This is a genomic window from Nocardioides ochotonae (genome assembly GCF_011420305.2).
Lineage (GTDB): Bacteria > Actinomycetota > Actinomycetes > Propionibacteriales > Nocardioidaceae > Nocardioides > Nocardioides ochotonae.
The window spans coordinates 149,982-170,540 of sequence record NZ_CP061769.1 but is presented as its reverse complement, the minus strand read 5'-3'; the positions used below and the strand labels follow the sequence as shown (position 1 = coordinate 170,540).

Genomic DNA, 20,559 nt, shown 5'->3' with positions numbered 1-20,559 from the left:
TTGTTCTAGATTCCTCGCATGACGAGCGAGCCTGCGGGCATCCGGGTCCCCGACGTGCTGTCCCCCGACGTCCTCGACGGCGCCGCGTCGTACGACGTGGTGGTGGTCGGCTTCGGCATCGCCGGCGGGTGCGCGGCGCTGGAGGCGGCGCGCGCCGGAGCGCGGGTGCTGGTGCTGGAGCGGGCGGCGGTGCACGGCGGCACCTCGAGCATGTCCGGGGGCCATTTCTACCTGGGCGGCGGCACCGTCGTGCAGCGCGCGACCGGCCACGAGGACTCCGCCGACGCGATGTACGACTACCTGGTGGCGGTCTCCAAGGAGCCCGAGCACGACAAGATCCGCGCCTACTGCGACGGCTCGGTCGAGCACTGCGACTGGCTGGAGTCGCTCGGCTTCGAGTTCGAGCGCTCCTTCTATCCCGAGAAGGCGGTGATCCAGCCCGGCACCCAGGGCCTGATGTTCACCGGCAACGAGAAGGTCTGGCCGTTCCGCGAGCAGGTGCCGCCCGCGCCGCGCGGGCACAAGGTGCCGGTCCCCGGCGACACCGAGGGCACCCGGATGGTGATGGACCTGCTGCGCGACCGTCTCGAGGAGGCCGGCGTCGAGGTCCGCTACGAGACCGGCGCGACCAACCTGGTGCTCGACGACGCGGGCGCCGTCACCGGGCTGGCCTGGCGCCGCTTCGAGGAGACCGGCATGGTGCGCGCGGGGGCCGTGGTGATCGCCGCCGGGGGCTTCGTGATGAACCCGGCGATGGTCGCGCGCTGGACCCCGCAGCTCGGCGAGAAGCTGTTCACGCTCGGCTCGACCTACGACGACGGGCTCGGCATCCGCCTCGGCGAGTCCGCCGGCGCCGAGCTCAAGCACATGGACGAGCCGTTCATCACCGCGCCGTGCTACCCGCCGTCCCGCCTGCTGACCGGGGTGATCGTCAACCAGCGCGGCGAACGCTTCGTCGCCGAGGACTCCTACCACTCCCGCACCTCGCAGTTCGTGATGGAGCAGCCCGGCTCCGCGGCGTACCTCATCGTCGACAGCGAGCACGTCGAGTATTCGAAGTACTCCCTGGTGCCGCTCATCGACGGCTACGAGACGCTCGCCGAGCTCGAGGCCGCGCTGGACCTGCCCGCCGGCTCGGTCACCGCGACCCTGGCGCGCTACGACGAGCACGCCGCGCGCGGCGAGGACCCCGACTTCCACAAGGCTCCGGAGTGGGTCGCCCCGCAGTCGGTGGGGCCGTGGGCGGTCTTCGACCTGCGCCTGGGGCACGCGATGTACGCCGGGTTCACCCTCGGTGGTCTGCGCACCACCGTCGACGGCCAGGTGCAGCGCGCCGACGGCTCCGTCGTCCCCGGGCTGTACGCCGCGGGCGCCTGCGCCTCCAACATCGCCCAGGACGGCAAGGGCTACGCCTCGGGCACCCAGCTCGGCGAGGGCTCGTTCTTCGGGCGACGGGCAGGGCGGCACGCCGCGGCGCGCGCGGGAGTGCCTACAGTCGGGGCGTGACCTCCCTGAACGACCGCTTCGCGGTGGCCAGCCGCGCCAACGTCCCGCCGTTCCACGTCATGGACCTGCTCGCCGCGTCGGCCGCGCGCCAGCGCACCCACGGCGACATGATCAACCTGCTCGCCGGGCAGCCCAGCACCGGCGCCCCCGCACCGGTCAACGCCGAGGCGATCCGGCTGCTGCAGTCCGGGGACCCGCTCGGCTACACCCCGGCGGCCGGCCTGCTCGAGCTGCGCGAGCGGATCGCCGCGCACCACCGGCGGACCCACGGCATCGAGGTCTCCCCCGACGAGGTCGTGGTCACGACCGGCTCCAGCGGCGGCTTCCTGCTGGCCTTCCTCGCGGCGTTCGAGGTCGGCGACAAGGTGGCGATGGCCCGGCCGGGCTACCCCTGCTACCGCAATGTGCTCAGCGCCCTGGGCTGCGAGGTCGTGGAGATCCCCACCGGGCCCGAGACCCGCTTCCAGCCGACCGTCGAGCAGGTCGCCGCGCTCGGCCCCGACATCAAGGGCCTGGTCGTGGCGAGCCCCGCGAACCCCACCGGCACGATGCTGCTGCCCGCCGAGCTGGCCGCGCTCGCGGCGTACTGCGAGGAGCACGGCATCCAGCTCATCTCCGATGAGATCTACCACGGCATCGAGTACGCCGGCCTGGACACCGGGGACGCGCACCTGGCCCGCTCGGCGTGGGAGACCAGCCGCGAGGCGGTGGTGTTCTCCAGCTTCAGCAAGTACTTCTCGATGACCGGCTGGCGGATCGGCTGGATGCTGGTGCCGGACCGGCTGCGCCGCGCGGTCGACGTGCTCACCGGCAACTTCACGATCTGCCCGCCGGTGATCGCCCAGCGCGCCTGCCTGGCCGCCTTCGAGGAGGAGTCGTACGCCGAGCTGGACGGCCACGTGCGCCGCTACGCCGAGAACCGCCGGCTGCTGCTCGACGGGCTCGCCGACCTCGGCGTCACCCGGCTCGCGCCCGCGGACGGCGCGTTCTACGCCTACGCCGACATCGGCCACCTCACCAACGACTCGATGGCCTTCACCCGCGACGTGCTGGAGCGGGTCGGCGTCGCCATGGCGCCCGGCATCGACTTCGACACCGTCGACGGGCACCGCTCGGTGCGCTTCAGCTTCGCCGGCCAGGGCCACGAGATCGAGGAGGCGCTCACCCGCCTGCGCCCCGTCTTCACCTGACCCTCCCGAGTCGGCCCTGATGGTTGCGCGAGTCGGTCCTTGTGGTTGCGCGAGTCGGTCCTTGTGGCGGCCGGCGCGGCTCAGAGCAGGTCGTGGACGAAGTCGGAGAGCTGGGTGAGGTTGCGGCACTCCACCATGTCGACGACCTCGCCGTACGCGCTGGCGGCGGAGTCGCCGGTGTCCCACTGCCGGCGGTGCTCGGGGTTGAGCCACCAGGCGTGCCGCGCGGACCCGGCCATCTCCCGCAGCGCGCCGAGGGCCAGGTCGCCGTGGTTGGAGCGCGCGTCGCCGAGGATCAGCAGGGACGACCGCGGCCCGAGCGCGTCGGCGTGCTCCTCGGCGAAGCGGGTGAACGCGCGGCCATAGCTGGTGCGCCCCCACAGCGCGGCGTGCGACGCGCTGGCGGCCAGGTCGGCCATCACCTCGGCCGGGTCGGCCTGCGGGCGCAGGTGATGGGTCACCTCGTGGACCTGGTCGACGAAGGTGAACGCGCGCAGGTTCTGGAACTGGTCGCGCAGCGCGAGCACCAGCAGCAGCGTGAACTGCGCGAAGTTGGCCACCGACCCGCTCACGTCGCACAGCACCACCAGGTCGGTGCGGTGCGGCCGCTTGGGCTTGTGGCGGGTCTCCAGGGGCACACCGCCGGTGGAGAGCGAGGCCCGCACGGTGCGCCGGAAGTCGACCGGGCCGCGACGTTGCGCGTGGTGCTCCTGGGTCAGCCGGGTGGCCAGTCGGCGCGCCAGCGGGTGCACCTGGCGGCGCAGCTCGTCGAGGTCGGAGCGCCGCGCGGAGAGGAAGTCGAGCTGGTCGATGGTGGCCCGCACGGCGGTGCGCGCGACGTGGGCGGCCCCCTTCTCCTCCGCGGTACGCCGCCGCGCCTCGGCCTCCGCGGCCGCGGTGAAGGCGCCGATGCGGCGGGCGGCCGTGCGCCGGGCGCGCTCCTGGTCGGTCCCGGCCACCAGCAGCGCGCGGACCAGGCGCTCGACGAGCTGCTCGGGGGCGACCCGCTGGAGCGCGGCGTACGACGACCAGGCGGGCGACCCGCGCCCGGCGGCCCCGGGCAGCCGCCCGAAGGTGCCGATCGCCTCGACGGCGAACTCCGTGGTGGCCTCGGCCGCCGCCGCGTCCTCGCTCGCGGCCAGGGCCTCGACCAGCCGGCCTCGCAGCGACTCCAGCGCCGCCGCGCCGTCGCGGACCTGCCCGGGCGAGGGCGCGTCGTCGGCTCGGGGGTCGGCGTCCGGGTCGCCGGCGTACCCCTCCCCGACCAGGCGCGGGAACCACAGGTCGAAGAGGGTGTCGAAGGTCGGCCGCTGGGTGCGCCGCTTGACCAGCGTGGCGGCGTAGGCCTCGCGCACCAGCGCCCGGTCCTCCCAGGTCACCGCGGTGAGCGCCGCGACGGCGTCGAGGTCCTCGGCGAGGGAGACCGGGAGGCCCGCCCCGCGCAGCGCCTCGAGGAAGGAGAGGTGGCGGTCCAGGAGGCTCATCGCCGCAGCTTCAGCTCCCGCACGGCCCGCTCGGTGTCGGACACGTGCTTGAGGACCACGCCGAGCGTGGCGTCCACCGCCGCGTCGTCGAGGTCGTCGATCTCCAGGGCGAGCAGGGTGCGCGCCCAGTCGATCGACTCCGCGATCGAGGGCGCCTTGCGCAGCTCGAGGTCGCGCAGCCGGGCGACCACCTCGACCAGCTGGGTGGCGACGGCGTCGTCGAGGCCGGGGACCGCGGCGGTGATGATCTCCCGCTCCCGCGCGGCGTCGGGGTAGTCCAGGTGCAGGAACAGGCAGCGACGCTTGACCGCCTCGGACAGCTCGCGGGTGGCGTTGGAGGTCAGCACCACGAACGGGCGTCGTACGGCGCTGATCGTGCCCAGCTCGGGGATCGTCACCTGGAAGTCCGAGAGCACCTCGAGCAGCAGCCCCTCGACCTCGACGTCGGTCTTGTCGACCTCGTCGATGAGCAGCACCGTCGGCTCCTCGCGCCGGATCGCGCTCAGCAGCGGGCGGGTCAACAAGAACTCCTCGGTGAAGATCTCGTCGTGGGTGCGGTCCCAGGACTGCTCGCCGCCGCTGGCCTGGATCGCGAGGAGCTGCTTCTTGTAGTTCCACTCGTACAGCGCCCGGGCCTCGTCGAGCCCCTCGTAGCACTGCAGCCGCACCAGCTCCGCGCCCGCGGCGCGCGCGACCGCCTTCGCCAGCTCGGTCTTGCCGACGCCTGCCGGGCCCTCGATGAGCAGCGGCTTCTCCAGCGCCCCGGCGAGGTACGCCGTGGTGCCGGTGGCGGCGTCGGCGAGATAGCCCGCCTCCCCCAACCGCTCGATCGCGTCGGCGGGCGAGGTGAACCAGGGCGCGGAAGGCATGCGGCCCATCCTGCCGCAGGGCGGGCGGGGTGGTGGGCCGATGGCGGGGGTCGTCGGTAACTGCGGAAGGACACCGACCCCGGCACGCCGAACCACAGGCGGCCGGGCAGCCGGGCGCCGCGCCCTCAGAGGGTGGCGGCCACCCGCCACGCGGAGTGGATCGCCCCCTGGATGTAGCCGACGTCGGCGGCATCGCCGACCACCTCGACCTTGATGCCGCGGGCGGCGAGCTCGTCGGCGAGCGGGGCACCCGCGGCCACCTCGGAGGCGACGACGACCAGGTCGGCCGGGGCGGTCTTGATCGCCGCGTCCTCGCCGACCCGGTAGCGCACCTCGGACCCGGTGATCTCGACGACGTGGGCGCCGCGCACGGCGGTGACGCCGTGCTCACCGGCCCGTCGTACGGCGGTCCAGCGGCGCGGCATCGCCATCGGCAGGCCGAGCTGGGCGCCCTCCTCGAGGATCGTCACCTGCTTGCCGCGCTCGGCGAGGAACTCCGCGAGCTCCAGACCGACCAGCGAGCCGCCGATCACCACGACGTCGGAGCCGACGGGAAGGAAGCGGCGCGTCGCCTCGCGGATCAGCTCCGGGCTGCGGGTGGCGCGCGTCAGTCGGCCGGCGGCGCCGGCGAGACGCAGCAGCGCCTTGGTGCCGCCGGCGTCGCCGCTGCCGGTGAGCAGGGCGCGCAGGCTGTCGCCGGTGTGCACGTGCGGCAGGTCCGCACCGGGTACGCCGGGGCGCCCGCGGTGCGCGCCGGTGGCCAGCACCACCGCGTCCGGCGCCAGCGCCGCGATCGTGTCGGGAGTCGCGCGGTGCTTGAGGCGCACGTCGACGCCGAGGCGGCGCAGCTCATGGCCCTGCCAGTCCAGCAGCGGCCCGTTGGCGGGGGTGGTCAGCTGGGAGAACCACGCCGAGCCACCCAGCCGGTCGCCGGCCTCCAGCAGCGTCACCCGGTGCCCGCGCTCGCGCGCCACCCGGGCCGACTCCATGCCGCCGGGCCCGCCGCCGACGACCACCACGTGACGCGGCGTGGTCGCCGGCACCAGGTCGCCGGCCGCCTCGTCGCCGAGCGCCGGGTTGACCGCGCAGATCGGCGTACCGTCCCAGAAGTTCTGCTCCACGCAGACGTAGCAGTTGATGCACGGGCGCACCCGCGCCCGGTCGCCGGCACGCAGCTTGTTCACCAGGTCGGGGTCGGCCAGCAGCTGGCGTCCCATCGCCACGAAGTCGGCGTCGCCGGCGGCCAGGATCTCCTCGCCCACCTCGGGCAGCACCCGTCCGACGGTGATGACCGGGATGCCCACGGCGTCCTTCACGGCCCGCGCGAAGGAGCGGTACGCCGCCACCTCCGACGGCAGCGGACCCTCGGTGAAGTCGCGGAACGGGTTGCGCGCCCAGCCGGTCACGTGGATCGCGTCGGCGCCGGCGGCCTCGAAGAGCCGCGAGGCGGCCACCGCCTCCTCGGTGCTGAGCGCGCCCTCCTCGCCGTACTCCTTGCCCGCGACGCGGACCAGGATCGCCAGGCCGTCGCCGACCTCCGCACGCACGGCGGCGATCACCTCGCACGCCAGCCGGGCGCGGTTCTCCAGCGAGCCGCCGTAGCGGTCGGTACGCCGGTTGTCGGCGGAGGCGAGGAAGCTGCCGAGCAGGTAGCCGTGGGCGGCGTGGATCTCGATCGCGTCGGCGCCCGAGGCGAGCACCCGGCGCGCGGCGCCGACGAACTGCCCGACCGCCCAGGCCAAGTCCTCCTCGGTCGCCTCGTGGTAGCTGGGCTGGTTGCCCTCGTTGACCGCCGCCATCGCGACCAGCTCGTCGCGGGTGTTGTCGGCCAGCGCGCTCAGGTCGCGCTCCACGCGCGGCTCGGAGGGCACCAGCATCGGGCGCCCGTCGGCGGTGTCGATGCGCGCGACCTTGCTGTGGTGGGTGGCCTGCACGCAGAGCAGCGACCCGGCGGCGTGCACGGCGTCGGCGAGCGCGGTGAGCCCCGGCAGGAACCGGTCGTCGGAGAGACCCGGCTCCTTGCGGCTGGTCGCGCCGACCGGGTAGGCCACCGCGCTGGCACCGGTGATGACCATCCCGACGCCGCCCTTCGCGCGCCGCGCGTAGTGGACGATGTCGCCCTCGTGGATCACCCCGTCCTCGCACAGGTTCATGTCCATGGCGGGCAGCAGCACCCGGTTGGGCAGTGTGATCGGGCCGATCCGGCCGGGGGCGAGGAGACGGGGGAACTCGGTCTGGGTGCGCACCGCGCCACGGTAGGAACCGGCGCGACGAGCCGACCGCCCCGATCCCTGTGACCGGGACCACTCGCCCGACCGGATCGGCCGGGCGGGTCGAGCGAGCGGTGGCCGGGGTCAGGTCACCAGCTGCGCGCCGTCGCGGTGCCGCTGCGCGAGCTCGACGTAGTACGGCGCGTTGGCCGCGACCAGCGCGGCCAACGGGGTGCCCGCGATCGAGCGCAGCACCCGGGCCGGGGTGCCGCCGACCACGACCCCGTCGCCGACGGTGGTCCCCGGGGTGACGACCGCGCCCGCCGCAACCAGGGTGCCCGCGCCGACCCGGGCGCCGTCCAGCACGATCGCGCCGTTGCCGATCAGCGATCCCTCCCCGACCTCGGCGCAGTGGACCATGCAGGAGTGCCCGACGGTGCTGTTCGCGCCGATCACCAACGACTCCCCCGGGCCGGCGTGCAGCACGGTGTTGTCCTGCACGTTGGTCCCGGCTCCGATGACGATCGCGTCGACGTCGCCGCGCAGCACCGCGCCGTACCAGACGCTGGCGCCGGCCTCGACCGTCACGTCGCCGATCAGCGTGGCGGTCGGGGCGATCCAGGCGTCGGGGTGCACGGAGGGGCGCTTGCCCTCGAACTCGATCAGGTTCACGGGCGTCACTGTGCCCGACCCGCGGCCCGCGCGGCCGCGGGACGCGCCCGCGACGAGACAGCTCAGGCCGTGCGCGGGGCGTACATGATCACCGCGACGCCGACCAGGCAGACCAGCGCGCCGGCCACGTCGTACCGGTCCGGGCGGAAGCCGTCGACGAGCATCCCCCAGGCCAGGGAGCCGGCGACGAAGACCCCGCCGTACGCCGCGAGCACCCGGCCGAAGTTGGCGTCCGGCTGGAGGGTGGCGACCAGCCCGTAGAGCCCGAGGGCGACGAAGCCGGCGCCGACCCACAGCAGGCCGCGCTGCTCACGCACGCCCTGCCAGACCAGCCAGGCGCCGCCGATCTCGGCCACGGCGGCGAGCACGAAGAGCGGCAGCGAGCGCGCGATGTCCATGCGCGCATTGTGTCGCCTCAGCGCGTCGGGACGCCGCCGGCGGGTGGGGCGAGCGGGAGGAGCAGGCCGCGGATGTCGCGGCCCCCGAGCACGACGGGGTCGGTGTGGGTCACCACGACCACCCCGTCGGGCGCCCCGAGCTGCGGCAGGTTGGCCGGCTCGACGGCGAGGATGTCGTCGGCGCCCAGCAGCACCGGGGCGACCCCGTCGTCGAGCGGCACCAGGCGCAGCCCGGCGGCGACCGGCTCGATGCGGACCCGGCCGGATCCCGCGCCGTGGAGCAGGTCCGTGCCCCCGGCCCCGAGGGGTACGACGTGGGGCGCGCGTGCCTGGGCCCGGCGCACGGCCAGCGGCGCGACCACACCGGCGAGCGCGAGCGTGGCAGCGATCATCACGGTCAGCGTGGCACCGCCGAGCAACCAGCCCCAGAGCAGTCCGAGCAGCGCGGCGACCACCGACTGGGCCAGCCGTCGCGCCCAGCGCGGGAGCTGCGGGTCGGGCGGCGCGGCGGCCGTGCCGAGGGCGCGCGCCCGGGCGAGGTAGGCCTCACGCTCCACCCCGGCCCGGTTGAGGACCCCCTGTCGGCGCAGGGACTCCCGGATCATGGTCACCCAGGCGCCCAGGGCGGAGACCAGGCAGCCGCCGCCGACGGCGATGCCCACCAGCCGCGCGGCCCAGGGGGCGTCGTCGAGCAGCGGACCGAGGAGGAGCGCCAGACCGAGCGCCGCCGGAGCGGCGGCGAGGACAGGCCCCGGCACCAGGCGCAGGTCGCGGACGTGCCGCCCGGCGGCCAGCGCCCGGTCGGCGGCGACGGCAGGCAGGTCCGCGTCGTCGCGGGCGTCGTGGACGGTGCGCAGGTCGCGCTCGGCAATCCGCAGCTCGCCCGGCGGCAGTGCGCGCGCCGCGGCCGTGCGGTCGAGGTCGGCCCAGTGCCGCACCTCACGCTCGAGGGCGCGGGTGCCCACGCCGTGGCGGACCAGCACCACCGCCAGCAGGGCGGCCGCGACCCCGCCGGCCACCTGCCACCCGACGGCGCCGGGGTCGCGCCTCAGCTCGTCGACCGCCAGGAGGCCGATCGCCAGCGCGAGGGCCTGGACCAGCCCGGGGAGCAGCAGCCGGCGCACCGAGGTGAGCCGGCGCTCGAGGTCGGCCAGGCGGTCCTGCTGCTCGGCCAACAGCTCGGCACGGCTGCCGCTCATCGTCCACCCCCCGGTTCCTCGCCTGCGCGCGGGTCGACCCGCCGCGGATCCTCTTCCCCGTGACGACGCGGTTCTCACCTCCCGATCGGGGCGGGAGGTGAGGACCGCGTGCGGAGCGGGTTGGCTCAGTCGTGCGCGAAGGTGATGTTCGGCAGCACCCGGCGCAGCCAGGTGGGGCAGTACCACGCGGCCCGTCCGGTGAGGCGGAGCATCACCGGCAGCAGCACCAGACGGACCAGGAAGGCGTCGAGCAGCACGGCCAGGCCGAGGACCACGCCCATCTCCTTGGGCGGGATCGGGCCGGAGAGCGCGAAGGTGAAGAACACCGCGACCATCACCGCTCCGGCCGCGAAGATCACCCGGCCGGAGTGGGCCAGCGAGCCGACCATCGCCTGCTTCGGGTCACCGGTGCGCTCGTAGTGCTCCTTCGCCGAGGCCAGCAGGAAGACGGTGTAGTCCATCGCGATCGCGAAGATCATCGCGAAGAAGAACACCGGCGCCCAGGCGTCCAGGAACCCCTGGGACTCGAACCCGAGCAGGTCCGCGCCGTACCCCTCCTGGAAGATCAGCCGCGCGACGCCGAAGGCGGCGGCGGTGGACAGCAGGCTGGCGAGGGTGCCGAGCAGCGAGATCAGCGGCGCCTGCAGGGCCACCAGCAGGAGCAGGAAGCCGAGGACCAGGACCACGCCGATGACCAACGGCGTCGACTCGTCGAGCTGGGTCTTGAGGTCGAGGTTCTCGACCGGAGCGCCGCCGACCAGGGCGGAAGCGGGCAGGTCGCCGCGGATCCGGTCGACGGTGTCGGAGAGCGCGGGGTCGGACGGGTCGACGGTCGGGACGGCCTGGAGCATCACCAGGCCGCTGTCGTCGGCGGCCGGCATCGGCGGCATGACCCCCGCGATCCCGGAGTCCTGCGCCAGGACGTCGTACGCCGCGTCGCCGTCACCGGCCTCGGTCACGACCTGGAGGGTGCCGGGGGCGCCGTCACCGAAGGCGTCCTGGACCACGTCGTAGCCGATGCGCGCCGAGGCGTCCTCGGGCAGCACCTTGATCGAGGGCATCGCGGTGGTGAGGCCGAGGACGGGCGCGGCCAGCGCGAGCAGGACCAGCAGCGAGCCGACGCCCCAGGCGATCGGGCGCTTCCAGAGCCACTCGCCCCAGGCGGCGAACCGCGGGGAGCCGTGCCCGGCGCTGCGCGCCCACGGAAGGGCGAGGCGGTTGATGCGGTCGTCGAGCTTGAACAGCACGAGCGGCAGCAGGGTGAGCGTCGCGGCGAGGACGAAGACGACCGAGAGCATGATGCCGCCGGCCATCGAGCGGAACGCCGGGGAGGGCACCAGCATCACCGCGGACAGCGAGATCAGCACGGTCAGGCCGGAGAGGAGCACGGCCTTGCCGGCGGTGTCCATGGTCTCGGCGATCGCCTGCTGGCGCCCGGCGCGCTCGTCGAGGGCTCCGGGGGCCTGCGTCGCGGCCCCGCGGCGTGCGGCCCGGGCGGCGCGGTAGCGCACGACCAGGAACAGCGCGTAGTCGATGCCCAGCGCGAGGGCGAACATCATCGCGAAGTTGAAGGCCCAGATCGAGACCGGCACGAGCGCGTTGATCAGCACCAGGGAGCCGGCCGAGGCGACCAGGCCGGCGAGGGTCAGCAGCAGCGGCAGGCCGGCGGCGACGAGCGCGCCGAAGGCCAGCACGAGGATCGCGAGCGTCACCGGCCACGACATCAGCTCCGACTTCAGCATCGCGTCGAGGTTGGCCTCGTTGAAGTCGCTCCAGAGCAGCGAGGAACCGGTGGGGTTGACCTGCACGGTCTCGGTGGAGAGGTCCCCGAGCTCGCCCTTGAGGTCGGTGGCCACGCGCACCATCTCGTTGGTGTCCGCACCGGCGCCCGCCAGCACGATCGCGGTGGAGCCGTCCTCGGAGAGGGTCGCGCCGGGGGTCGGCGCCACCACGTCAGCGATGCGGGGCTCGGCCTCGAGGAGGCGGGTCACCTCGGCCAGGACCTCGCGGCCCTCGCCCTCGGTCACCGGCCCGTCGGTGGAGCGGACGACGACCTGGATCGCCGAGGACGCGTTGCCGCCGAAGTGGTCCTGCGCGAGCTCGCGCGCCGCGACCGACTCCGAGCCGCTGTCCTGCCAGCCGGCGCCGGAGAGGTTGTGCTCGACCTGAGGGGCGAACGCTCCGAGGCCGATGACCGCGAGCAGCCAGACCAGGCCGACGACCTTCCCGTGATCGGTGACCCAGACGCCGAGGCGACCGAGTGGCCCTGGGCGGCTGGGGGACGGCGCGGGCGGGTCCGCGGGACGGCTGGGTGCCGGGGTGGTGCTCATGGCGTTCCGTTCGTGTGCTCGACGCAAGGGGGCACATCCCCCAGGGGGATGTGTTCGGACGTAAGCATAACCCCCCAGGGGGATAGTTCCCGGCGCGCGCTAGCCTCCCCGGGTGGACGACCTGTCGAGCATCACGCACGCCCCGGGCGTCGACCGGCTGGTCGCCGGCGCGGTCGTGTACGTCGAGGACTGCGTGCTCGTCCTACGCCGCTCGGCCGGCGACGACTTCCTCCCCGGCATCGAGGAGCTGCCCTCCGGCGGGTGCGAGGCGGGCGAGACGCTCGGCCAGGCGCTGGACCGCGAGCTGGCCGAGGAGATCGGCTGGTCCGGGCCGGCCCGCGTCGACCCGGGCTTCGTGGCCGAGTTCGACTACCTCAGCGGCAGCGGGGCTCGCACGCGGCAGTACACCTTCGCCGTACCGCTCGGCGAGCAGATCATCCAGCTCTCGCCCGAGCACAGCAGCTGGCGGTGGCTTGGCTGCGGCGAGCTCGACCGATCGAACCTGACCTACGAGACCCGGCGCGTGCTCGAGGAGTGGTGGGCACGCCAGGACCGCTCAGCGCGCGACTGACTTCCTCCGTCTGCGGGACGGACGGGGCACGGTTGAGTGCAGCCCGCCCCCGTCAGGCCGAGAGGTGCGCGAGGAACCCGGGGTCGAGGTCGCCCTCGGTCACCTCGAAGTGGTCCACGTGCACGTCCTTCTCCGCGAGCAGGTCGTCGTCGCCCGGGTAGAAGACCGCGACCTCGGGCCGCTCGCCGGCGAAGCGGCGTACGTCGTCCATCGACTCCCACAGCGACAGCGTGACCACCTCGACGAGGTTGCCCACCGGGCGGCGCAGGACCAAGGCGCCCAGGTTGCCTGGCGTGGAGCGGTAGCCACGGATGCCGGTGTCGCTCTGGTGGGCGAGGTAGGCCTCGGCGTCCTCGGGCCTGACGGCCCCTCGCCAACGTCGCAGGATCATGACCGTCCTCCCTCGGCTCTCGCGTCCCGATGTCGGCGGCGCGATCCCCTCAGGTCAGCACAACCCGCAGCCCGTGGCAACGGCCCCGGACCACCGCGCTCGGCCTGCTCCGCCCGCCGTCACCGCCACGTGGTCGAACGGCGCGCGACCTCATAGATGGCGTCGATGGTCTCGGGCGAGTGGATGGGACCGTGCCGCAGCAGCCACTTGGCCACCCGCATGCGGGGGACGACGGAGACACCCTCGGGCTGGCTCTTGATGGTCACGTCGTCGGCGTTGACGGCCACGACCAGGCCCTCGACGTGCACGGGGAACCCGCACGCCTCGGCGAGCAGCTTCGCAGCGCGCTGCGCCTCGTGGCGGGCGTTGCGGACATAGGGCTGCTTGACGCCGTTGACCATGAAGGTGCTGCCACCGACCCAGATCTTCGCGCCGGGGTGGTGCTTGGCGTTGGCGGTGAAGACACCGCCGGGACCGATGACGAGGTGGTCGATGTCGGAGCCGCGGCTGCCGACCGGGATGGCGTGCAGGAAGCGCCACCGAGGGTCCTTCCTCGCCACCTTGGCGAGCTCCGCGGCGACCTTCTCCTCACCGTCCGCGCCGATCCGCCAGGCGCGTTCGTCGGTGTGCACGCCCAGCACCCGCGCGAGGATGGTCTTGACGGGCGCCGCGTCGCGGGCCGACAGGGCCTGCTCGCGCGCCTCTGCACCGGGTCGGTTGGTGGCCAGGTCGACCCACGGGCGGACCGGCTCGACAGGTACGTCGCGGGCGACGGGGCCGACAAGCTCCACAGGTGCGCCCGCGTCCCCCGCCCCATCAACGCCGCCGTCCTTCTGGGTGAGCAGTGTGGACGCCATGGCCTCGTGCTGCAGCTCGGGCTCGGGCTCGGGCTGGGCCACCGCCGTCCCCTCCGGCAGTGCATCGACCACGGTCGACCCCTTCCCCGACTGCGCCTGCGCCTTCCATCCCGCGACGGCCGCCAGCAACGCCGGTCCGCCCTCCGGGGTCTCCGGATGCGCGGTCTCCGCGACCAGGTCCCAGAACCCGATCTTCTCCCCGTCCGCCGTCTCCACGTACAGACGGTCCATGCCGAAGCGCCGCCACCGGTTCACGACCAGGTCCCGAGAAGTCACGCGGAGATCATCGGCGCGCGCGGGCCCGCACTTCAGGGGACGGGCGGATCGATCGCCACCGAGCGCCAGGTCCCGCGGCGTACTCCGACAGCACTCACCCGGAATGCCGAAAGCCGCCCCGGTTCCCGATCTCTCGGGCCTGGGGCGGCTCTCTCACGACCTAGGTCGTCTGGCGGTGGCGGTGGGATTTGAACCCACGGTGGGTTTAACCCCACACATCATTTCGAGTGATGCACCTTCGGCCGCTCGGACACGCCACCGCGGAGGAATGTACCGGAGCGGGGCGGGCCGAACGAAATCCGGTCGGGTCAGGGCGTCGGGCTCGCGGTCCGGGGCGAGACGGTGCCGGTCGGCGATCCCTGGAGCGAGGCGCCCGGATCGGCCGTGCTGCTGGGCGTCCCCGAGCCGGATCCCTGCGGGGACCGTGACGGAGACGAGGTCGGGGGCGCGGCCGGGGCGCTCGACTTCGTCGGCGTGGCACTCGGCGTGGGCTTCTCCGAGGGCGTCGGCTTCGCACTCGGGCTGGGCTTCTCCGAGGGCGTCGGCTTCGTACTCGGGCTGGGCTTCTCCGAGGGGGTCGGCTTCGTACTCGGGCTGGGCTTCTCCGAGGGGGTCGGCTTCTCGCTCGGCGTCGGCTTGTCCGACGGCCCACCGGCCTGCGAGACCGTCACGGTGTGGGACGCGGAGGTGCTGGCCTCGGCGAGCGGGCGGTCCACGAAGCGCCAGCGGTACGTCGTGGTCCTCTCGGGGCGCACCGTCGCGGCGGGGTCGACGCCGGGACCAACCTCGACCACGTCGACCTTCTCCCAGGCACCGCCGTCGAGCTGGCGCTCGAGGATGACCGAGCCCCACGGCAGCGGCGCGCCGTCCTGGTCGCGCAGCGTGCCGGTGAGCCGCACCACCTTGCCCGGACGCGACCTCGCCGGACCGGAGATCGTGGTGGTGGTCGCCAGGCCCTCGAGGTCGTACGTCGTGACGGCGCCGGCGGGCCCGGCCCGCATGGCGTCCAGGGAGAACGGCTGGCCGTCACACCCGAAGCCGATCGTGAAGAAGGCCCCGCCGTCGCCGCCGCCGCGCGCCGCGAAGGCGCGCACGCCCATCGCGGAGCCCGGGCCGCGCTCGAGGACCGCGCCGCTCGACAGGTCGACGCGCGACCAGGTGTAGGAGGTGCGCATCGCGTCGACCTCCTGCCAACCGCCGGCCGCGGTCAGGCCCGCACGCCCCAGCCACATGACGTCGGTGCCGCGATCGGCGCGCGTCTGGTAGCCGGCGTAGGAGACCCCTTGAGCACCCGCGGGGGCGTGGACGAAGACCGAGGCGACGCTCGTGGTCCGCACGGAGCCCACGACGTGCATGGCGCCGACGGCGTTGCCGCCCGCCAGGTCGTAGCCCAGGCTGCGCCGGCCGGCCGGCGGCTGCCCGGGGCCGAGGCCGACGTACGCCTGGGGGGTCTCGGCGCGCACCGCGCCGATCGACTCGCACCCGACGAAGGAGAGCCGGGTGGCCATCGGGTCTGGGAACGCGGCGCCGCGCACGGTGACCGCGCCGTCGGCGGCCGCCGGCGCTGCGGTCGCGCTCAGCCCGGCGAGCACCAGCCCGGAGACCACCACACCGGCGGTGACCGGCCTGCGTCGAGAACGCCGCCAGGAGGAGAACCTGCCCTGGGAACGTGTCGAGGACCTACCGGTGAACGCTGCCGCCACCTCGCCAGTATGACCCCGGTCCAGACAATGGGAAGGTCAAATCTCGGGAACCCCCACGGAGGTCATGCCTTCGGACGATGACGTGCGAAGAAGTCCTCCAGCAACGCCGTACACTCCGCGGCCAGCACCCCGCCGACGACCTCCGGGCGGTGGTTGAGACGACGGTCGCGCACCACGTCCCACAGGCTCCCGACCGCCCCGGCCTTCTCGTCGAAGGCGCCGAAGACGATCCGGTCCACCCGGGCCAGCACCGCGGCGCCGGCGCACATCGTGCACGGCTCGAGGGTCACCACCAGCGTGCAGCCGCTCAGCCGCCACTCCCCGAGCGCCCGTGCCGCGGCGCGCAGCGCGACGACCTCCGCGTGCCCGGTCGGGTCGCCGTCGGCCTCCCGGACGTTGTGCCCGGCGCCCAGGACGGCGCCGTCCGGACCCAGCACCACGGCCCCGATCGGTACGTCGTGGGTGGCGTCGGCGGCACGCGCCTCGGCGAGGGCGGCGAGCATCGGCTCGCGCCAGCGGTCCTGCAGCACGGTCGTCGTCAGTCGGCTCAGGCCGACGTCAGCCCGACGGCGTCGTCGAAGGGCTTGCCGAAGCCCACCTTGCGGGCCACGTCGGAGAGCACCTCGTCAGGGTAGAGGTCGAAGTCGTCGAGCAGCACGGCCATGTCCATCGCGTGCATGCCCAGGTCACCGAGCAGGTCGAGGTCGCCGGCCGGGACGGCCTCCTCGTCCTCGTCGTCGTCGAGCGGCGCCGGGATGCCGAGCACCTCCAGCGCCGACGCGGCCAGGTCGGACTCGTCGGCCGCGGCGATGTCGGAGACCAGCACCCGCACCCGCGAGCCGGTGACCCGCACCAGCAGGAAGTAGTCCTCGTCGATGCCGATCAGCGCGATCGCGCCGCTGTCACCGGGCAGCCGGCGCAGCGCATCGGCGAGCGTCTCAAGGTCGGCGAGGTGCTCCCGGGTGAGCTCCCCGACCGTCCACACGCCGTCCTGCCGGAACGCGGCAAGGGCGAAGTCGACCTCGTCGATCTGGACCATGACGCTCCTCCACACCGGTGCTGGTCGCCGCTGTCCCCCTAGGGTGGCAGAGCCCCGCCGCCCGGCCAAGTCTCGGACCGGGAACCTGGACTAGCCTGCACACATGCGTATTCATGTCGTGGACCACCCGCTCGTCGCCCACAAGCTCACCACCCTGCGTGACGAGCGCACGGACTCCCCGACCTTCCGGCACCTCACCGACGAGCTGGTGACCCTGCTCGCCTACGAGGCGACGCGCGACGTCCGCGTCGAGCAGGTCGACATCACCACCCCGGTCTCCCCCACCACCGGCGTGCGCCTCGCGACGCCGAAGCCGCTCGTGGTGCCGATCCTGCGCGCCGGCCTCGGCATGCTCGACGGCATGATGCGGCTGCTGCCGACCGCCGAGGTGGGCTTCCTCGGCATGGTCCGCAACGAGGAGACCCTCGAGGCCGCGACGTACGCCGAGCGGCTGCCCGACGACCTCTCCGGGCGCCAGTGCTACGTGCTCGACCCGATGCTCGCCACCGGCGGCACCCTCGCCGCGGCGATCCGCTTCCTCACCGACCGCGGCGCGGACCACGTCACCGCGATCTGCCTGCTCGCCGCCCCCGAGGGCTGCGTGCGCCTCGAGAAGGACCTGGCCGACCTCGACGTACCGGTCACCGTCGTGACCGCCGCGATGGACGAGCGCCTCAACGAGAAGGGCTACATCGTGCCCGGTCTCGGTGACGCCGGCGACCGGCTCTACGGCATCGCCGGCGGCGCCTGAGCGTCGGCCCGGCCCGGCTAGCCGCCGAGGCCGAACGGCACCACACCGGTGACGGCCAGCACCATCAGGCCCACCACGACCAGCGCGAGCAGCACGACGACCCACTCCCGGCGCTGGCGCTCGGTCTTCGGCTCCGGTGCGGCATAGCGGTACCAGTCGGGGCGCCGCCGGCGCTCGTCCTCCTCGTCGTCCATGCCGTGCTCAACGAGCCGGCGGGCCCGAGGTTCCGCGCGCCTCACAGCCCCTTGAGGGCGGCGAGCAACTTGGCGAGCGACTCCTTGGCGTCACCGAACAGCAACGTGGTGCGCGGGTCGAAGAGCAGCTCGTTGTCGATGCCGGCGAATCCGGGGCGCATCGAGCGCTTGAGGAACACCACCTGGCGGGCCTGGTCGACGTCGAGGATCGGCATGCCGTAGATCGGCGCGCTGGGGGTGGTGCGGGCCGCCGGGTTGACCACGTCGTTGGCGCCGACCACGAGCGCGACGTCGGTGTGGCGGAACTCGCTGTTGATGTCGTCCATCTCGACCAGCTGCTCGTAGGGCACCTGGGCCTCGGCCAGCAGCACGTTCATGTGTCCAGGCATCCGGCCGGCCACCGGGTGGATCGCGTAGTCCACCCGGACGCCGCGCTCGGTGAGCAGGTCGACGATCTCGCGCAGCGTGTGCTGGGCCTGCGCCACCGCCAGGCCGTAGCCGGGCACCACGATCACGCGCTCGGCGTACCCCAGCGCGATCGCGACGTCCTCCGGGCCGGCGGAGCGCACCGGGCGGTCGGAGGCGACACCGGCGCCGAGCGTGGAGCCCCCGCGCAGGGCGCCGAAGAGGATGCTGGTGACCGAGCGGCCCATCGCCCGGGCCATCAGCAGGGTCAGGAAGGTGCCGGAGGCGCCGACGAGGGTGCCGGCGACCAGCAGGACGACGTTGCCCAGGACGTAGCCGCCGGCGGCCACGGTCAGGCCGGTGAAGGCGTTGAGCAGGCTGATCACGATGGGGACGTCGGCGCCGCCGACCGGCAGCACCAGGAGTACGCCGAGGAGCAGGCCGACCGCGGCCAGCGCGACGCCGAGCGGGACCGACGGGTCGCGGACCACCAGCACCGCGAGCACCACTGCGGCGACGGCCGCGAGCCCGAAGAGCACCGGCAGGCCGGGGAACACCACCGGCCGGGAGGTCATCAGCTCCTGGAGCTTGGCGAAGGTGATCGCGGACCCGGCGAAGGAGACCGCGCCGACGGCCAGCGTGAACCCGGTCGCCGCGAGGTCGAAGCCGGGGGTCGCCGCCCCCATGTGGGTCAGCTCGAGCAGCGCCACCAACGCGGCCGCACCGCCGCCGACGCCGTTGAACAGCGCGACCATCTGCGGCATCTGGGTCATCTGCACCCGTCGGGCGCCGAGCACCCCGACCAGGGTGCCGACCGCGATCGCGCCGAGGATCAGCGCGACGTGGTCGAGGTCGAGGTAGAAGAACGGGACCGCCACCGCGACCACCGCGGCGCCCGCGCCGACGAGGTTGCCGGCGCGTGCGGTGCGCGGGCCGGCCAGTCCCTTGAGGGCCAGGATGAAGCCGACCGCGCAGGCCAGGTAGACCAGCTGGGCCCAGGTGGGGGTCATCGGGTGCTCCCCCGCTGGGACGCGGCGTCCTTGGCCGGGCGGCGCCGGCCGAACATCTGCAGCATCCGGTCGGTCACCACGAAGCCGCCGGCCATGTTGATCGCGGCCAGCACGATCGCGACCAGCCCGACCACCAGCGCGAGCGTGGACTCGGTGGTGCCGGTGACGATGACGGCGCCGAGCAGGATCACGCCGTGGATGGCGTTGGCGCCGGACATGAGCGGGGTGTGCAGGGTGGAGGAGACCTTGGCGATCACCTCGATGCCGACGGCCACGCTCAGCACGAAGATCGTGAGCCAGGCGATGGGGTCGCTCACGCCGTCTCACCTCCGGCGTCCTCGAGCAGCAGCCGCGCCGGCTCGTGGCGCACCTGGCCGTCGTGGGTCACGCAGCTGGTGGCCACGATCTCGTCCTCCCAGTCGGGGTCGAGGGCGCCCTCGCGAGTCAGCAGGGCGACCAGGTGGGCGACGTTGGCGGCGTAGAGGCGCGAGGCCGGCTCCGGCATCTGGGCGGGCACGTTGCGACCGCCCCACACCTGGGCCCGCCCGACCCGCACCACCTCGCCGGGCACCGAGCCCTCGACGTTGCCGCCGGTCGGGGCGTCCGCGGCCAGGTCGACGACGACCGACCCGGCCCGCATCTGCTCGACCATCGCGGCGGTGACCAGCAGCGGCGCCGCCCGGCCGGGCACGGCGGCGGTGGTGATCAGGGCGTCGGCCGCCGCGACGTACGGCGCCAGCAGCTCGCGCTGGAGCTCGGCGCGCTCCTGCGACATCTCCCGGGCGTAGCCGCCGGCGCCCTCGAGCGTGGGCAGGTCGAGCTCGATCGCGTGGGCTCCCACCGAGCGGATCTCCTCCGCCGCGGCGGCGCGCACGTCGTAGGCGCGCACGACGGCGCCGAGGCGCCGCGTGGTCGCGATCGCCTGGAGCCCGGCGACCCCGGCGCCCAGGACGACGACCTCGGCGGGCGGGACCGTGCCGGCGGCGGTCATGTTGAGCGGCAGGAAGCGGCGCAGCAGCCCGGCGCAGACGACCGCGCAGCGGTAGCCCGCCACCAGCGACTGCGAGGAGAGCGCGTCCATCGACTGCGCGCGCGAGATCCGCGGGACCAGCTCCATCGCGAACGAGGTCGCCCCGACGTCGCGCAGGTCCGCGACCAGGGCGGGCTCCTGGGTCGCGGGCAGGAAGGAGATGGTGGTGGCGCCGCGGCGCAGGCGGCGTACGCGTGCGGGCGAGAGCGGCTGCACCGAGAGCACCAGGTCGGCCCCGGAGAGGTCGACGGCGAGGTCGGGGTCGAGGACCGCACCGGCCACGACGTAGTCCTCGTCGAGGTGCATCGCCCGCTCGCCGGCGCCGGGCTCGACCGCGACCTCCCACCCGAGGCCGGTCAGCTTGGTGACCAGCTCAGGTGTCAGCGCCACCCGCGTCTCGTGCTCGCGGGTCTCCCGGACGACAGCGACCCTCACAGGGGTGAACCTAGTCACATCCGCCGACAGTGCCCGCCA

The 20,559-nt window shown here is 73.9% G+C and carries 20 protein-coding genes and 1 tRNA gene; 4 read left to right on the top strand and 17 right to left on the bottom strand.

Annotation, left to right across the window (positions count from 1 at the left end):
* Positions 1 to 18: 18 nt before the first annotated feature.
* On the top strand, positions 19 to 1,506 hold the full coding sequence (locus tag HBO46_RS00830; protein ID WP_166135562.1) for an FAD-binding protein: 1,488 nt from the start codon (positions 19 to 21) through the stop codon (positions 1,504 to 1,506).
* Positions 1,503 to 2,696 (top strand): pyridoxal phosphate-dependent aminotransferase, encoded by a 1,194-nt coding sequence (locus HBO46_RS00825; RefSeq protein ID WP_224769305.1) that lies wholly within the window; start codon positions 1,503 to 1,505, stop codon positions 2,694 to 2,696. Before HBO46_RS00830 ends, HBO46_RS00825 begins: the two co-directional genes overlap by 4 nt.
* 80 nt (positions 2,697 to 2,776) lie before the next feature.
* Here the strand turns inward: HBO46_RS00825 and HBO46_RS00820 are convergent, their stop codons facing one another.
* The 7 genes from HBO46_RS00820 to HBO46_RS00790 all read right to left on the bottom strand — a co-directional run bounded on the left by HBO46_RS00820 (position 2,777) and on the right by HBO46_RS00790 (position 11,858).
* The gene (locus HBO46_RS00820) at positions 2,777 to 4,180 is read right to left on the bottom strand and encodes a VWA domain-containing protein (RefSeq protein ID WP_166135559.1); all 1,404 of its coding nucleotides are present in this window, start codon (positions 4,178 to 4,180) and stop codon (positions 2,777 to 2,779) included.
* A complete protein-coding gene (locus HBO46_RS00815; RefSeq protein ID WP_166135556.1) occupies positions 4,177 to 5,049 on the bottom strand; it encodes an AAA family ATPase in 873 nt (290 codons plus the stop codon). The genes HBO46_RS00820 and HBO46_RS00815 overlap by 4 nt, the downstream gene beginning before the upstream one ends.
* Positions 5,050 to 5,174: 125 nt before the next feature.
* Entirely contained in the window at positions 5,175 to 7,295 is a 2,121-nt protein-coding gene (locus HBO46_RS00810; RefSeq protein WP_224769304.1) for an oxidoreductase, read from the bottom strand.
* A 108-nt stretch (positions 7,296 to 7,403) separates the two neighbouring features.
* Positions 7,404 to 7,931 (bottom strand): gamma carbonic anhydrase family protein, encoded by a 528-nt coding sequence (locus HBO46_RS00805; RefSeq protein WP_166135553.1) that lies wholly within the window; start codon positions 7,929 to 7,931, stop codon positions 7,404 to 7,406.
* Between the two features lie 62 nt (positions 7,932 to 7,993).
* Positions 7,994 to 8,329 (bottom strand): YnfA family protein, encoded by a 336-nt coding sequence (locus HBO46_RS00800; RefSeq protein WP_166135551.1) that lies wholly within the window; start codon positions 8,327 to 8,329, stop codon positions 7,994 to 7,996.
* Positions 8,330 to 8,346: 17 nt separating this feature from the next.
* Positions 8,347 to 9,528: a hypothetical protein gene (locus tag HBO46_RS00795; RefSeq protein ID WP_166135548.1), complete on the bottom strand. Its 1,182-nt coding sequence runs from the start codon at positions 9,526 to 9,528 to the stop codon at positions 8,347 to 8,349.
* A gap of 125 nt (positions 9,529 to 9,653) precedes the next feature.
* Positions 9,654 to 11,858, bottom strand: a complete 2,205-nt coding sequence (locus HBO46_RS00790; RefSeq protein ID WP_166135545.1) for an MMPL family transporter — start codon at positions 11,856 to 11,858, stop codon at positions 9,654 to 9,656.
* 112 nt (positions 11,859 to 11,970) lie between these two features.
* On the opposite strand from HBO46_RS00790, the gene HBO46_RS00785 reads away from it, so the two are divergent.
* Entirely contained in the window at positions 11,971 to 12,429 is a 459-nt protein-coding gene (locus HBO46_RS00785; RefSeq protein ID WP_166135542.1) for an NUDIX hydrolase, read from the top strand.
* 52 nt (positions 12,430 to 12,481) lie between these two features.
* Here the strand turns inward: HBO46_RS00785 and HBO46_RS00780 are convergent, their stop codons facing one another.
* From HBO46_RS00780 to HBO46_RS00755, 6 genes are all read right to left on the bottom strand, one after another.
* Positions 12,482 to 12,820, bottom strand: coding sequence for a hypothetical protein (locus tag HBO46_RS00780; protein ID WP_166135539.1), 339 nt, complete (start codon positions 12,818 to 12,820; stop codon positions 12,482 to 12,484).
* Between the two features lie 119 nt (positions 12,821 to 12,939).
* Positions 12,940 to 13,953: a nuclease-related domain-containing protein gene (locus HBO46_RS00775; RefSeq protein WP_224769303.1), complete on the bottom strand. Its 1,014-nt coding sequence runs from the start codon at positions 13,951 to 13,953 to the stop codon at positions 12,940 to 12,942.
* A gap of 170 nt (positions 13,954 to 14,123) precedes the next feature.
* A tRNA-Ser gene (locus tag HBO46_RS00770) sits at positions 14,124 to 14,213 on the bottom strand.
* 48 nt (positions 14,214 to 14,261) lie between these two features.
* Positions 14,262 to 15,560, bottom strand: a complete 1,299-nt coding sequence (locus tag HBO46_RS00765; RefSeq protein WP_166135536.1) for a hypothetical protein — start codon at positions 15,558 to 15,560, stop codon at positions 14,262 to 14,264.
* 158 nt (positions 15,561 to 15,718) lie between these two features.
* Entirely contained in the window at positions 15,719 to 16,159 is a 441-nt protein-coding gene (gene tadA / locus HBO46_RS00760; protein WP_166136308.1) for a tRNA adenosine(34) deaminase TadA, read from the bottom strand.
* A 44-nt stretch (positions 16,160 to 16,203) separates the two neighbouring features.
* Positions 16,204 to 16,695, bottom strand: coding sequence for a tRNA adenosine deaminase-associated protein (locus tag HBO46_RS00755; RefSeq protein WP_166135533.1), 492 nt, complete (start codon positions 16,693 to 16,695; stop codon positions 16,204 to 16,206).
* A 103-nt stretch (positions 16,696 to 16,798) separates the two neighbouring features.
* Here HBO46_RS00755 and upp point away from each other — a divergent pair, with 103 nt between their 5' ends.
* Entirely contained in the window at positions 16,799 to 17,446 is a 648-nt protein-coding gene (gene upp / locus HBO46_RS00750; protein WP_166135530.1) for a uracil phosphoribosyltransferase, read from the top strand.
* Positions 17,447 to 17,463: 17 nt separating this feature from the next.
* On the opposite strand, the gene HBO46_RS00745 is transcribed toward upp, so the two are convergent.
* Genes HBO46_RS00745 through HBO46_RS00730 form a run of 4 tightly spaced genes read right to left on the bottom strand, consistent with a single transcriptional unit; the run spans position 17,464 to position 20,520 of the window.
* Positions 17,464 to 17,640, bottom strand: a complete 177-nt coding sequence (locus HBO46_RS00745; protein WP_166135527.1) for a hypothetical protein — start codon at positions 17,638 to 17,640, stop codon at positions 17,464 to 17,466.
* Between the two features lie 41 nt (positions 17,641 to 17,681).
* The gene (locus HBO46_RS00740) at positions 17,682 to 19,055 is read right to left on the bottom strand and encodes an NAD(P)(+) transhydrogenase (Re/Si-specific) subunit beta (RefSeq protein WP_166135524.1); all 1,374 of its coding nucleotides are present in this window, start codon (positions 19,053 to 19,055) and stop codon (positions 17,682 to 17,684) included.
* Complete coding sequence (locus tag HBO46_RS00735) at positions 19,052 to 19,372, bottom strand: NAD(P) transhydrogenase subunit alpha (protein ID WP_166135521.1); 321 nt, start codon at positions 19,370 to 19,372, stop codon at positions 19,052 to 19,054. Before HBO46_RS00735 ends, HBO46_RS00740 begins: the two co-directional genes overlap by 4 nt.
* On the bottom strand, positions 19,369 to 20,520 hold the full coding sequence (locus HBO46_RS00730) for an NAD(P) transhydrogenase subunit alpha (protein WP_166135518.1): 1,152 nt from the start codon (positions 20,518 to 20,520) through the stop codon (positions 19,369 to 19,371). Before HBO46_RS00730 ends, HBO46_RS00735 begins: the two co-directional genes overlap by 4 nt.
* Positions 20,521 to 20,559: the final 39 nt, after the last annotated feature.

Bases quoted from the DNA above. Each gene is read 5' to 3' on its own strand.
- HBO46_RS00790 (WP_166135545.1), bottom strand. From the start codon at position 11,858: ATGAGCACCACCCCGGCACCCAGCCGTCCCGCGGACCCGCCCGCGCCG.
- HBO46_RS00800 (WP_166135551.1), bottom strand. From the start codon at position 8,329: ATGGACATCGCGCGCTCGCTGCCGCTCTTCGTGCTCGCCGCCGTGGCC.
- HBO46_RS00755 (WP_166135533.1), bottom strand. From the start codon at position 16,695: ATGGTCCAGATCGACGAGGTCGACTTCGCCCTTGCCGCGTTCCGGCAG.
- HBO46_RS00745 (WP_166135527.1), bottom strand. From the start codon at position 17,640: ATGGACGACGAGGAGGACGAGCGCCGGCGGCGCCCCGACTGGTACCGC.
- upp (WP_166135530.1), top strand. From the start codon at position 16,799: ATGCGTATTCATGTCGTGGACCACCCGCTCGTCGCCCACAAGCTCACC.
- HBO46_RS00740 (WP_166135524.1), bottom strand. From the start codon at position 19,055: ATGACCCCCACCTGGGCCCAGCTGGTCTACCTGGCCTGCGCGGTCGGC.
- HBO46_RS00780 (WP_166135539.1), bottom strand. From the start codon at position 12,820: ATGATCCTGCGACGTTGGCGAGGGGCCGTCAGGCCCGAGGACGCCGAG.
- HBO46_RS00795 (WP_166135548.1), bottom strand. From the start codon at position 9,528: ATGAGCGGCAGCCGTGCCGAGCTGTTGGCCGAGCAGCAGGACCGCCTG.
- HBO46_RS00815 (WP_166135556.1), bottom strand. From the start codon at position 5,049: ATGCCTTCCGCGCCCTGGTTCACCTCGCCCGCCGACGCGATCGAGCGG.
- HBO46_RS00820 (WP_166135559.1), bottom strand. From the start codon at position 4,180: ATGAGCCTCCTGGACCGCCACCTCTCCTTCCTCGAGGCGCTGCGCGGG.
- tadA (WP_166136308.1), bottom strand. From the start codon at position 16,159: ATGCTCGCCGCCCTCGCCGAGGCGCGTGCCGCCGACGCCACCCACGAC.
- HBO46_RS00830 (WP_166135562.1), top strand. From the start codon at position 19: ATGACGAGCGAGCCTGCGGGCATCCGGGTCCCCGACGTGCTGTCCCCC.